The organism is [Mycobacterium] fortunisiensis, assembly GCF_019050325.1.
Lineage (GTDB): Bacteria > Actinomycetota > Actinomycetes > Mycobacteriales > Mycobacteriaceae > Mycobacterium > Mycobacterium fortunisiensis.
On the sequence record NZ_VOMB01000019.1, the window covers coordinates 103,654 to 116,246 of the forward strand.

Genomic DNA, 12,593 nt, shown 5'->3' on the forward strand with positions numbered 1-12,593 from the left:
AACCTAGCGGAACACTCCCGGCAGGCTCAGCGCCGACATGGTGTCGTCGTTGAGCGGATTGTCGTGGACCATGTAGGTCCACGTCGACGTCGGCCGGGCCAGCTTGGACAGATCGATCCCCGGTTCGTCCTCGATCGACTCGGCGGTGTCGAAGGTCTGCTGGGCGGCCTCGATGGCGTCGGCGGCCAGCGAGGCGAACGCGTCCACGGCCATCCGGTGGAACTCGTCGAGCGGATTCTGCCGGCCCAGCGCCCGCAGGTGGATGCTCTCCCGGATGTCGGCGAGGAAGGCCAGGTGGTCACACCAGCCGCGGTCGAGGTGGTACAGCATGATCAGCCGGCAGATCTTCGTCAGCTTCTCCTCGGCGCCCTCGCCGAGTTCGTCGACGAGCTTGTCGTAACGCTCGGGTGAGCGCGCCTTGAGTTCCTCACGCGCGGTGTCGGTGCGCAGCAGGGTTTCGCGGCGATCCACGATGATCGCGCGCTGCTGGGCGATCAGCTGGTTGTAGCGCCAGGTGTTGGCATGGACGTCGAGCAACCTGCCCTCGGCGACCCGCTGGGCGTGGTCGAGCAGCCCGGCCGCCTTCGGCGCGGTGATCCGGCCGTCCTCGTCGGTCTCGGTGGGCAGCTTGGTGTTGTCCAGGTGGGCCGCGACGACCTCGTCCTCCCAGCTGGAGAAGAACACCGTGGAGCCGGGGTCGCCCTGGCGTCCGGCCCGTCCGCGCAGCTGGTTGTCCAGCCGTTCGGTGTGGTGCCGGCCGGTGCCCACGACGTGCAGCCCGCCGAGTTCGGCCACCTTCTCCTTGTCCTCGGAGTCGTCGCCCGCCTCGGATCCGCCCAGCCGGATGTCGGTGCCGCGGCCGGCCATCTGGGTGGACACCGTGACCGCGCCGAGCTTGCCGGCCTCGGCGATCACCGCGGCCTCTTCGGCGTCGTTCTTGGCGTTGAGCACCACCGCCGGGACCCCGGCCTTGACCAGCTTGCGGTGCAGGTCTTCGGACTCGGCCACGTCGTGGGTGCCGACCAGCACCGGCTGGCCGGTGGCGTGCACAGCGGCGATGTGTTCGACGATGGCGTGGTTCTTGGCCGCCTCGGTGAGGTACACCCGGTCGGTCTCGTCCTCGCGGATGTTGGGCTTGTTGGGCGGGATGGGCGACACCCCGAGCTTGTAGAACTGGCGTAGCTGCTCGCCGGCGGCCAGCGCGGTGCCGGTCATGCCGCACACCGTCGGGTAGCGGTCGATCAGGGCCTGCACCGTGATGGTGTCGAGCACCTCGCCGGTCTCGGTGGTCTCGATGCCCTCTTTGGCCTCGACGGCGGCCTGCAGGCCGTCGGGCCAGCGCTGCAGCGAGGCGATCCGGCCGCGGGACGCGTTGATCAGGTGCACCGCGCCGTCGCGGACGATGTAGTGCACGTCGCGCTGCAGCAGCACGTGGGCGTGCAGTGCGACGTTGACTTCGGTCAGCGTGGTGGCGACGTGCTCCTCGGAGTACAGGTCGATGCCGCCGAGACGGGCTTCGAGCTTGCGGGCGCCGGCTTCGGTGAGGTGCACGTTGCGGTTGTCGTCGTCGGTGGCGAAGTACTCCTCGCCGTCGGTGGCGTTGGTGAGCTCGCCGACCATCCTGATGACCTCGACGCGGGGCTGCTCACGGTGGCTGGTGCCGGCCAGCACCAGCGGCACCAGCGCCTCGTCGACGAGCACCGAGTCGGCTTCGTCGATGAGCGCCACATCGGGGTTTGGCGAGACCAGGTCGGCGACGTCGGTGACCAGTTGGTCGCGCAGCACGTCGAAGCCGATCTCGTTGACCGAGGCGTAGGTGACGTCGCATTCGTAGGCGGCCCGGCGCTGCTCGGCGGTGGAATCGGCGGTGATCCAGCCGACGGTGAGGCCCAGCGCCTCCAGCAACGCGCCCATCCATTCGGCGTCGCGGCGGGCCAGATAGTCGTTGATCGTGATGACGTGCACGCGCCGCCCGCCGATCGCGTAGCCGGCCGCGGCGATCGCGCCCGAGAGGGTCTTGCCCTCACCGGTGGCCATCTCGACGACGTCACCGGCCATCATCCGCAGCGCCGCCAGCAGCTGCACGTCGAAGGGGCGCAGCCCGGTGGTCCGCTCGGCGGCCTCCCGTGCCAGCGCCAGGAACTGCGGCATGTCCGAGGCGGCGGCCAGGTCTTGCAGTTCGAGCAGCTTGGCGGCCTTGGTGAGCTGCTCGTCGTCGAGTTTGGCAGCTTTGTCTTCGAATGCGGCTGCCCCCTTGACCTCGGAGAGCGAGCGCGCCTCGTTGCGCTCGGTACTGGCCCCCAGCAGCTTCCAGAACTTGCTGCTCAAGCGGCCCGGTTTGGCGGTGGACGTCTTCGGCACACGTTCACGGTACGCGGAGCTCACCGGGTGCCGGCTTCAGACCGGGGGTCGCCGGAGAGCCACCCGCAGGTGGGCACGGTACGTTGCCCGGATGGAAGGAATGTTCACCCCGACTCTCGACTGGGGCAACGAGCTTCTGATTTCGCTGATGTGGATCGCCAAGGGCTGGTTGATCGCCGCGATCTGCACCCTGGTGATCCTCGTGGTGATCGCCCGCTTCACGTCGTGGGGCAGGCAGTTCTGGCGGATCACCGGCGCCTACTTCACCGGCGCCGAGAGCGTCAAGGTGTGGCTGTGGCTGGGTGCCATCCTGCTGCTGGTGATCGCCGGTGTCCGGCTCGAGGTGCTGCTCAGCTTCCAGGGGCGCGACATGCTGAACAGCTTTCAGACGGTGGAGGCCGGGCGGGAGGCCGCCGCGCTGGGCGACGACGCGGTGAAGCAGTCCGGCAAGAACGGCTTCTTCTTCTCGATGCTGGTCTTCGCGATCCTCGCCGCGATCTATATCGGCCGGCTGATGCTGGACATGTTCCTGGTCCAGCGCTTCTGCCTGGCCTGGCGAGCCTGGCTCACCGATCGGCTGACCACGGACTGGCTCGACGGCAAGGCCTACTACCGGGCCCGTTTCATCAACGACACGATCGACAACCCCGATCAGCGCATCCAGGGCGACGTCGACATCTTCACCGCGTGCAACGGACCACTGCCGAACGTGCCGACCTATTACTCGAAGAACACGCTGCTGTTCGGTGCCATCGATGCTGTCGCCTCGATGATCTCGTTCACCGCGATCCTGTGGAGTCTGTCGGGTCCGATGACGATCCCGCTGATCGGTTATGAACTGCCCAAGGCGATTTTTTGGATCGGCATCGCCTTCGTCTTGTTCGCCTCGATCATCGCGTTCTGGATCGGCCGGCCGATCATCTGGCTGTCGTTCAACAACGAGAAGTACAACGCGGCGTTCCGGTACGCGTTGGTCCGGTTGCGCGATGCCTCCGAAGCCGTCGCGTTCTACCGCGGTGAGGTGGCCGAGCGCACCGGGCTGCGGAAGTTGTTCGGACCCGTGGTCTCCAATTACGTGCGTTACGTGGGCCGCTCGCTGGGTTTCAACGGCTGGAACTGGTCGATGAGCCAAGCCATCGTGCCGCTGCCCTATCTGTTGCAGTTCCCGCGATTCTACAGCGGCGAGATCATGATGGGCGCGATGTCACAGACGGCGTCGGCGTTCGGCCAGATCCAGGACGGGCTGTCGTTCTTCCGCAACGCCTACGACTGGTTCGCCGGCTACCGCGCCGCGATCATCCGGCTCGAGGGTCTGGTGATCGCCAACGAGGAGGGCCGGGCCCTGCCGGAGGTGACGACCGAGGCCTGCGTCGACGGCACCGTGGCGCTCAAAGCCGTCGAGGTGCGCACGCCGGATGGAAAACAGCTCATCGATCCGCTCGACCTGCGACTAGAGGTCGGTGACACGCTGGTGGTCACCGGCCCGTCGGGCAGCGGGAAGACCACGCTGTTGCGCAGCCTGGCCGAGCTGTGGCCGTTCACCTCGGGCACGCTGGTCCGGCCGTGCGGTCCCAACGAGACGATGTTCCTGTCGCAGTTGCCGTACGTGCCGCTCGGGGATCTGCGGGCGGTGGTCAGCTATCCCAACGAGGAAGGCGCCATCGACGACGAAACCCTGCGCAGCACACTGGATCAGGTGGCGCTGCCGCATCTCGTCGACCGCCTCGACGAGGTGCTGGACTGGGCCAAAGTGCTCTCCCCCGGCGAGCAGCAACGCATCGCCTTCGCCCGGATCCTGCTCACCAAACCCAAGGCGGTGTTCCTCGACGAGTCGACGTCGGCGCTCGACGAAGGCCTGGAGTTCATGCTCTACCAGTTGGTGCGCACCGAGCTGCCCGACACCATCCTGGTCAGCGTCAGCCACCGCACCACCGTCGAGCAGCACCACACCCACGAACTCGAGTTGCTCGGTGACGGCGAGTGGCGGCTGGGCCGGGTCGAGGACGAAGACGATCTGATCAAGCAACCGTGAGGGCCCCTTCCCGGTAACTTCGGCGGGTATGGAGATGTTCACCCAGTCGCTGGACTGGGGCAACGAGATCCTCGCGTCGCTGCTCTGGGTGCTCAAGGCCTGGGTGATCGGCGCGCTCGTGTTGGTCGCGGTGCTGGCGGTGCTGGCCCTCGCGACCACGTGGGGCCGCCAGTTCTGGCGGGTCACCGGCGGCTATTTTGTTGGGCGCCAAAGTCTTCCGGTGTGGGGACTGCTGGCGACACTGCTGTTGTCGGTGATGATCTCGGTGCGCATGGACGTGCTGTTCAGTTACTACCTCAACGACCAGACCACCGCGCTGCAGGTGGCGTTCTCCGGTGCCGGTTCGGGCAACGAGGCGGTGCGTCGCTCGGGAATCGACGGCTTCTGGCACTCGATCCTGATCTTCGGGCTGTTGATCACGGCCGACATCACCCGCACGCTGCTCGATCTGTATCTCATGCAGTACTTCATCGTTCGCTGGCGGGTGTGGCTCACCCACCGGCTCACCGGCGACTGGCTGGAGCAACGGGCCTACTACCGTGGCCGTTTTCTCGGCGGCTTCGGCGGCACCCCGATCGACAACCCGGACCAGCGCATCCAGCAGGACATCGACGTCTTCACCACCGGCACCGGACCCGAGACCAACACCCCCACCGTCGCCACGGCGCAGACGCTGTTGTTCGGGTCGGTCTATGCGATCGTGTCGGTGGTCGCGTTCACGCCGATCCTGTGGAATCTCGCCGGTCCGTTGACGATTATGGGCGTGACGGTACCCAAGGCGTTGTTCTGGATCGCGCTGCTGTGGGTGGCGGTCACGACGGTGGTGGCGATCTGGATCGGCCGGCCGATCATCCGGTTGACGTTCCGCAACTCGTTGACCAACGCCGCGTTCCGGTATGCGCTGGTGCGGGTGCGTGACGGTGCCGAAGCGGTCGGCTTCTACAACGGGGAACGCACCGAACGCGCAACGCTCACAGAGCGTTTCGCGCGCGTCATCGCCAACTACCGCCGGCTGGTGCTGCGGGGGGTGGCGTTCCTGGGCTGGAACCGGTCGATCAACCAGATCATCGATCCGCTGCCGCTGATCATCCAGGCGCCCCGATTGTTCGCGGGCCAGCTCACCTACGGCGATGTCCTGCAGTCGGCCAGCGCATTCAACCGGGTGCAGAGTTCGTTGAGCTTCTTCCGCTCGGTGTACGACGCCTTCGCCGGCTACCGCGCCGCCATCATCCGACTCGACGGCCTCGTCACCGCGAACGAACAGGCAAGGGCACTACCGTGTTTGGACACCGGGGTGAGCTCGGGTGGCGGGGTGGAACTGGAGAACATCGAGGTGCGCTCCCCGGACGGTGACCTGCTGCTCGACGATCTCGACATGCGGCTGGCACCCGGGGAGTCATTGGTGATCACCGGTCCGTCGGGCACCGGGAAGACCACGCTGCTGCGCAGCCTGGCCCGGTTGTGGCCGTACGGTTCGGGCACGGTGCGCTACCCGGAGCTGGGTGAGGTGATGTTCCTGTCCCAGCTTCCCTACGCCCCCCTGGGCGATCTGCGAACGGTGGTCTGCTATCCGGCACCGACGGGCACGTACACCGACGACGAGATCCGTTCGGCGCTGGCCGAAGTGGCCCTGGGGAATCTGACCTCCCGCCTGGACGAGGACGCCGACTGGGGCAAGGTGCTCTCCCCCGGCGAGCAGCAGCGGATCGCCTTCGCCCGGGTACTGCTGGCCAAGCCGGCGGCGGTGTTCCTCGACGAGGCCACCTCGGCACTCGATGACGGCCAGCAGTACGCGCTGTACTCGACGCTGCGTACCCGGCTGCCCGACTGCATCGTGGTCAGCATCAGCCACCGGGACAGCGTGAACCGGTTGCACGACCGTCGCCTCAACCTGCTCGGCGACGGTCGTTGGGAGCTCGAACCCGCCTAACGTACGGCTGCGGCGGCCCCGGCGCGGCGGCCGAAGAACGACCCCTCACCGAGCTGCACACCGCTGGCGTACCCGGCGCCGTCCTGGGCAATGTTCGACGCACAGGCTCCGGCGGCGTACAGGCCCGGCACCAGGCTGCCGTCGGCGCGCAGTACCTCGCCGTCGATGGACACGGTCAGTCCACCCATGGTGAACCCGGAGTACATGGCGACACCGAGCGACAGGTCGAACGCGGCGTACGGGCCCGTGTCCTGCGCGGCGATGTAGTCGGGTTGCTTGTGGAAGTCGGGGTCCTCGCCGTCGGCCGCATTCGCGTTGTAGCGGTCCAGGGTCGCCGCCAGGTTTCCGGCCGGAATGCCCAGGGCCGCTTCGGCTTCGGCGATGGTTTCGTAGCCGTCGATGAATTTGATCAGCGGCATCTCCGGCATCTGCATGTGGTCCTCGTCGACGATGAGGTACGCCTGCTGGTCGGGCTGCTGCAGCACGAACGCCGAGGTGCGTGAGTGGTAGGAGTCCTCGGCGACGAAGCGCTGCCCCTGGTTGTTGACGATGACACCGGTCAGCAGGATCTCCGGCGGGTAGGCCGCCGCGGTGATGAACAGCTGGTCCATCCCGGTGGCGGCGCCGCCGGCCGAGACGCCCATCCGGATGCCCAGGCCGTCGTCATTGGGGTTGCCCAGGATGTAGGGCTCCACTTCACCGTGGTGCTTGGTGCGGCGTTTCTTGCCCAGTGCCGGCGTGTACTCGGCGACCATGTCGGGGTTCATCGCGAAGCCGCCGGCGGTGATGATGACCGATGTGGCCTTGATGCAACCGGTTTCGCCGAAGTGCTTCCACTTCACGCCGACCACGGCGCCTGGCTCCGGGCCGTCGACGATCAGGTTGGTGGCGCCCACCTCGTAGCGGATCGTGACGCCCAGGGTCTCGGCACGCTTCAGCAGCAGGTCGATCACCATGGCGGCCCCGCCCAACTCGCCGGGCACGGGCACCGAGTGGCCGCGGGGTGCCGGTGCGGCCTGTTCGATGAAGGGCCAGACCTTCTCGTTGCCGGTGTAGGACAACCCCTCCGTTCCCGGCGGCACCACCACCTTGCCCGGGTAGAAGCTGCGCTCGAACTGGAAACCCAACGATTCCAGCCAGTTGAAATGCTCGACGCTGCCGTCGCAGTAGGCCCGGATCTTGTCCAGGTCGGGTTCCCGCGACACCGCGACCAGGTACTTGTACATCTCTTCGGGGGTGTCGGCATGCCCGGTGGCCTCTTGCACCGCGGTCCCGCCGCCGAGGTAGAAGTGCCCGCCGGCCATCGCGGTGGTGCCGCCGGCCGCGGCTGCCTTCTCCAGCACCAGGACCCGAGCTCCCTGTGCGGCGGCGCTGACCGCCGCACAGCCGCCGGCGATACCGAAGCCGATGACGACGACATCGAATTCGTCGGACCAGGATTCGACGTCCGCGGCCGCTACGAGCTCGGGGACCTCGGGGATTTCCTTCACTGCTGCTCCTGTTTCACATATTCGAAGAACGCCCGGATCTCGGGCGGGATGAAAGCGATCTCCAGATACGGCACCCCGGCGTCGGCGGCCGAGAGGTAGGCGAATCTCATGCCCCCGGGCATCTCGCCGTGGCACACCGCCGGTGTCCCGTCGGCCTCGGCCTCGGCCAGCCTGGTGTCGAAGGCGGCCGGATCGGGCACCTCCACACAGATGTGGTGCAGGCCGGCTTCGTGCCGCTGGAGAAACTCGGTGTAGACACTCTGGCCGCGTACCGGCGCGATGAGTTCCAGTTGGGTGTCGCCGGCGTAGCTCAGCGAGATGTCGGCGACGAAATCGGCCGGCCGGCCGCGGTGACTGCAGGTTTCGGGACCGAAATGCACCGCGGGCATGCGCACCCACCGCCGCGCCCCCAGCAGGGTGCTCAGTGCGCGTTCGGTGGCGTCCAGGTCCGGGGTCACCCAGGCAATCTGGACAGGTGTCTGATTGGGCATCGCGATCAGAATATCGCCCGCCGATCGCGATGGCTAGAACGTGTTCTAGTTCGGGGTTTCCGGTCAGCCCCCCGGGCCGCCGAACAAGTTGGAAACCTGACCGGCGGGGGCGCCCGCGCTGCGGGCCTGGCCACTGGCGTTCTGCCAGGACACCGCCGCCGGGTAGTCGCCCCACGTGCTGTTGAACATCCCCACGATGGCGGCGCGGCCATCGGGTGTGACCACGTACACCGGGCCGCCGGAATCACCCTTCTGGCTGACCACCCCGTTGGCCATGGTGAACCAGCCGTTGTTGACGGCCTGGATGGTGCCGCACGTCTCGCCGGTGACCACGCCGAAGTGGCACACCGGCGCTCCCGGCGAGGGCTGGAAGGCCGGGTCCTCGACCAGCATCCGCCCACCCGGCAGGATGTTGTTGACCGCGACGTCGCCGGCCAACTGGATGGTCTCCCAATCGGAGATCATGTGGTTGGTGTCGACGGTGGCACCGTTGGGCGTGTTGTCCTGGTAGGCCCCCATGTGCCCGATGAAGTTGCCGTCCCGGTCACCCACCGGGCCGTCGCCCCGGCAGTGCCCCGCGGTGAACCCGACCCGGCTCAGCGGATCGACGAAGCCCAGCGTGCAGACATTGGTGCCCTGGCGGATTTCCATACCCGGATACACCAGCGAACCCGCGGCGGCCGCCACCGGGGCGGGCGCCATGAGCAGCGCCGCCAACGGGGCCGCGGCCAGCGCCCGTATCGCCCCACCAAACCACCAGTGCACGGCCGGTCCTCCCCATCGATCGACGGACGTGGTGACGTCACCCTACCGATATCAACATCGGTTACACGGCAACTTCGTTACCGCCAGTACCAGTTCTGGGTCTGAACCGACGCCGGTTCGAGACGACGATGGCCCGGACCGCACGGTCCGGGCCATCGCTGTTGCTCGGGTCAGGGAATCGTCAAGACCTGTCCGGGGTGAATCAGGTCAGGGTTGGCGATGCCGCTGGCATCGGCGATCTGCTGGTACTTGTTGCCGTCGCCGTAGAACCGCTCGGCGATCGCCCACAAGGTGTCGCCGGAGACCACGGTGTAGGTCCGCGGCTCGGGCGCCGGCGGGGGCGGCGGCGGTGCGGCCGGTTCGGGCGCGGCGGCCGGTGCGGGCTCTTCCACAGCGGCCGGTGCCACCTCGGGTTCGGGTGCGGCGGCCTCGGGTGCCGGTGGCGGCGGCTCGGAAGTCTCGGTCTTCGACGACCAGGCCGGACCGTCTGCGGCATACAGCACCAGGTTGCGGTCATCCTGGAGAACGAGCTTGACGTCCTTCTTGCCCTTGGTGTCGGTGTGCCACACGGGCTTCTCGGACGTGTACAGCACGAAGTTGCCGTCGGTCTGCACTTCGGCCCGCACCACGTCCTGGCCGTTGGTGGAAGTCGACCAGACCGCTTGGCCACGTGCCTCCAACACCAGGTTGCCGTCATCCTGCAACGTCAGCGTGTAGGCGCCGTTGTTGGAGGTGAGCGACCCCCCTTTCTCCAGCTTCTGTCCTTCGGTCAGTGTGTCTCCCACGCAATACCCCTTTCCTGACAGTGAACCGGGTTGTACGCCCGGTTGTGTCGAGCTTACTGATCGGAGGTTTGCTTTGGTGCCATTCGGCTCGCCCGAATTCAAACGTCGCACCAACAGTCGGGGACATCGGGCGCCAGACGGCGCCGTTCCACCGGGAAACCGGGTGGATTCCGGTGCTGCACAACAGCTCTGGAATAACTGTCCGCGACGTGAACGGTATACCGTCGGTTATCCGACGGTTTGGGCCGTGGTCATCTCGGCCGGCTGCCAGCCCGGTGGGCCGAAGACGTAGCTGAGCCGGTCGCGCCACCGCCCGGCGGCGCGCACGTCGCGGGCGATCGCCACATATTCGTGCGTCTGCAACGTCCAGATGTTGTAGGTGTCCACCGGCTTGGTCAGCCCGTAACGCGGCCGGAAAACCTCCGGCTGGAACGTGCCGAACAGCCGGTCCCAGAGGATCAGGATGCCGCCGTAGTTGCGGTCCAGGTACAGCGGGTCACAGCCGTGGTGCACCCGATGATGCGACGGCGTGTTGAACACGAACTCGATTGGCCGCCACAGCTTTCCAACCCGCTCGGTGTGCACCCAGAACTGGTACACCAGGTTCACCGAGAAGCTCGTGAACACCAGCCACGGTGGAATTCCCAGTAGTGGCAACGGAATCCAGGCCAGGATCTCCCCGCTGTTGTTCCACTTCTGCCGCAGTGCGGTAGCGAAGTTGTAGTACGTACTGGAGTGGTGGGCCTGGTGGGTCGCCCAGATCAGCCGGACCCGGTGCGCGATCCGGTGGTAGGTGTAGAACAGCAGGTCCACTCCGACCAGCGCGATCACCCAGGTGTACCAGCGGTTTCCGGGAAGGTGCCATGGCGCGAGATAGGCGTAGATGGCCGCATAACCCAGCAGCGCCAGCAGTTTCCAGCCGGCCGTGGTGACGATCGACACCAGCCCCATCGAGATGCTCGTCCAGGCGTCGCGGGAGTTGAACGCCCCGGCCGGTGCCCGGGCCGTCTCCAGGTGTTCCAGGCGCCGGGCCGCAGTCCATTCCACCGTCAACAGCACCAGGAAGAACGGGATGGCGAAGAACACCGGGTCCCGCATCGGTGGTGGCAGGAAGTCCAGTACGGAACGGATCAGGTCCATGGTCACGTCTTCGGGTCAGCGGAAGTTGAGGATCTGGCTTCCCCAGGCCGTATGCAGGTGACGGTCCAGGTCGGCGACGGTCTTGTCGTGTTTGTCGATCACGAGGGTGGCCCGGTCGTCGTGGCGATAGGGCCGCCACACCGGTTCGCCGGGTGCACCCGAGGGGTCTGCGGTGGCGGCGAAGTTGACCCAGCGGCGCCGCACCCTGGCCGACACCTCGCGCCCGTGCTTGAGGCCACCCAGCTTGAATGTCGGATCCTTCGGTCCGGCAACCAGATTGCCCCAGACGTACGGCAATTCCGTGGCATGGGCGGCACCCAGGCGCAGCAGCCTCAACATCGGGGTGGTGAAGTCGAAGCGGTACAGATAGGTCGGGGCGACGCCGCTGTGCCCCTCGGCGAACCACAGGGTCGGCATCCGGAATCCGATGTCGCGCGCCATGCCCAGCCCGATCGCCTTGGGCCGCAAACCCGCGTATGCGGAGGTGACCTGTTCCTCGGTGGGCAGCTGCAGACCGGGTTGTTCGGCGGCGATCGCGGTGAACATGTCCCGCAGCGCGGCCGGGGTGATCGGCATGAGCGGTGACTTCATCCAGCGGAACACGGTGGCCTCGTGCTCGTTCGTGCCGATGATGAGCGGCACCGGGTGGGTGCGGCCCGCGCGGGCGGCCGCCACCGGGTAGTCCGGGACCAGGTCGCCGTCCACCACGGGGGCGAACGCCAGCAGGCCCGGCGTCTGGGTGGGCACCGCGTCGAAGAGTTCCTTGGCGGCCGACAGCAGGGCCGGCAGCGGCGCCTCGGACAGTCGGCCGGCCTCGTCGCGGCCGAGCCCCAGCCGGTCCAGGAACTGGCCGGCCACGGCGCGGGACCGGTCGACGTCGTACACCGACGTGGCCGGGGAGCTCTGCGCGATCGCCGCGCTGAACAGGCCCTCGGCCGCCGGGCTGGTCAGCAGGGTGGTGACGATGCCGCCGCCGGCGGACTCCCCGAACAGGGTCACCCGCTGCGGGTCGCCGCCGAACGCGGCGATGTTCTCGCGCACCCAGTGCAGGGCGCACAGCACGTCCCGCAGTCCCAGGTTGGTCTCGAACCGTTGCCCCTTGGCGCCGGGTTGTCCGTTGAGTCCGGACAGGTCCAGAAAGCCGAACGGGCCGAGCCGGTAGTTGACGGTGACCACGACGGCGTCGCCCTCGGCGGCCAGGACGGCGCCGTCGTAGAGCGGCTGGCTGCCCGAGCCCAGTACGTACGCCCCGCCGTGCACCCACACCAGCACCGGCCGGCCGGCACCGGCTTCGGTACCGCTGGGCGCCCAGACATTGAGTACCAGGCTGTCCTCACCCTGGCGCCCACCGAGGTCGATCGGCAGCCGCGGATCGGTGATCTGCGGGCACACCGGTCCCGGCGCGGTCGCGTCGGCGATCTCGGACCGGCGAGCCGGCGGCTGCGGTGCCCGCCAGCGCAGTTCACCGACCGGCGAGGCGGCGTAGCGAATCCCCAACCACCGCCTGACCGTGCCGTCGTCAGTGCCGCGCACCGGGCCGTACCCGGTGTCGACACAGGTCGGATCGGACATGCGGACTCCTCGGCAAACACTGGACGA

General features: G+C 67.5%; 9 protein-coding genes. 2 read left to right on the plus strand and 7 right to left on the minus strand.

Features of this window, described 5'->3' with window-relative positions; genetic code table 11:
• Positions 1-3: 3 nt before the first annotated feature.
• Complete coding sequence (secA2, locus tag FR943_RS15665) at positions 4-2,361, minus strand: accessory Sec system translocase SecA2 (protein WP_217158793.1); 2,358 nt, start codon at positions 2,359-2,361, stop codon at positions 4-6.
• Positions 2,362-2,461: 100 nt separating this feature from the next.
• On the opposite strand from secA2, the gene FR943_RS15670 reads away from it, so the two are divergent.
• The gene (locus FR943_RS15670; protein WP_217158932.1) at positions 2,462-4,393 is read left to right on the plus strand and encodes an ABC transporter ATP-binding protein/permease; all 1,932 of its coding nucleotides are present in this window, start codon (positions 2,462-2,464) and stop codon (positions 4,391-4,393) included.
• A 28-nt stretch (positions 4,394-4,421) separates the two neighbouring features.
• Complete coding sequence (locus FR943_RS15675) at positions 4,422-6,323, plus strand: ABC transporter ATP-binding protein/permease (protein ID WP_217158795.1); 1,902 nt, start codon at positions 4,422-4,424, stop codon at positions 6,321-6,323.
• Here the strand turns inward: FR943_RS15675 and FR943_RS15680 are convergent.
• From FR943_RS15680 to FR943_RS15705, 6 genes are all read right to left on the minus strand, one after another.
• Positions 6,320-7,804, minus strand: coding sequence for an FAD-binding protein (locus FR943_RS15680; protein ID WP_217158934.1), 1,485 nt, complete (start codon positions 7,802-7,804; stop codon positions 6,320-6,322). The genes FR943_RS15675 and FR943_RS15680 overlap by 4 nt on opposite strands.
• Before the next feature lie 5 nt (positions 7,805-7,809).
• Positions 7,810-8,304: a VOC family protein gene (locus tag FR943_RS15685; RefSeq protein ID WP_217158797.1), complete on the minus strand. Its 495-nt coding sequence runs from the start codon at positions 8,302-8,304 to the stop codon at positions 7,810-7,812.
• A gap of 63 nt (positions 8,305-8,367) precedes the next feature.
• On the minus strand, positions 8,368-9,006 hold the full coding sequence (locus FR943_RS15690; protein ID WP_217158936.1) for an Rv1815 family serine proteinase: 639 nt from the start codon (positions 9,004-9,006) through the stop codon (positions 8,368-8,370).
• 233 nt (positions 9,007-9,239) lie between these two features.
• Positions 9,240-9,854, minus strand: a complete 615-nt coding sequence (locus FR943_RS15695; RefSeq protein WP_217158798.1) for a LysM peptidoglycan-binding domain-containing protein — start codon at positions 9,852-9,854, stop codon at positions 9,240-9,242.
• A gap of 228 nt (positions 9,855-10,082) precedes the next feature.
• The gene (locus tag FR943_RS15700; RefSeq protein WP_217158800.1) at positions 10,083-10,994 is read right to left on the minus strand and encodes a sterol desaturase family protein; all 912 of its coding nucleotides are present in this window, start codon (positions 10,992-10,994) and stop codon (positions 10,083-10,085) included.
• 15 nt (positions 10,995-11,009) lie between these two features.
• Positions 11,010-12,566, minus strand: a complete 1,557-nt coding sequence (locus tag FR943_RS15705) for a carboxylesterase/lipase family protein (protein ID WP_217158802.1) — start codon at positions 12,564-12,566, stop codon at positions 11,010-11,012.
• Positions 12,567-12,593: the final 27 nt, after the last annotated feature.

What these genes read in the sequence shown, in the direction of transcription:
- FR943_RS15700 (WP_217158800.1), bottom strand. Translation starts at nt 10,994, where the DNA reads ATGGACCTGATCCGTTCCGTACTGGACTTCCTGCCACCACCGATGCGG.
- FR943_RS15685 (WP_217158797.1), bottom strand. Translation starts at nt 8,304, where the DNA reads ATGCCCAATCAGACACCTGTCCAGATTGCCTGGGTGACCCCGGACCTG.
- FR943_RS15705 (WP_217158802.1), bottom strand. Translation starts at nt 12,566, where the DNA reads ATGTCCGATCCGACCTGTGTCGACACCGGGTACGGCCCGGTGCGCGGC.
- FR943_RS15675 (WP_217158795.1), top strand. Translation starts at nt 4,422, where the DNA reads ATGGAGATGTTCACCCAGTCGCTGGACTGGGGCAACGAGATCCTCGCG.
- FR943_RS15670 (WP_217158932.1), top strand. Translation starts at nt 2,462, where the DNA reads ATGTTCACCCCGACTCTCGACTGGGGCAACGAGCTTCTGATTTCGCTG.
- FR943_RS15690 (WP_217158936.1), bottom strand. Translation starts at nt 9,006, where the DNA reads ATGGCGCCCGCCCCGGTGGCGGCCGCCGCGGGTTCGCTGGTGTATCCG.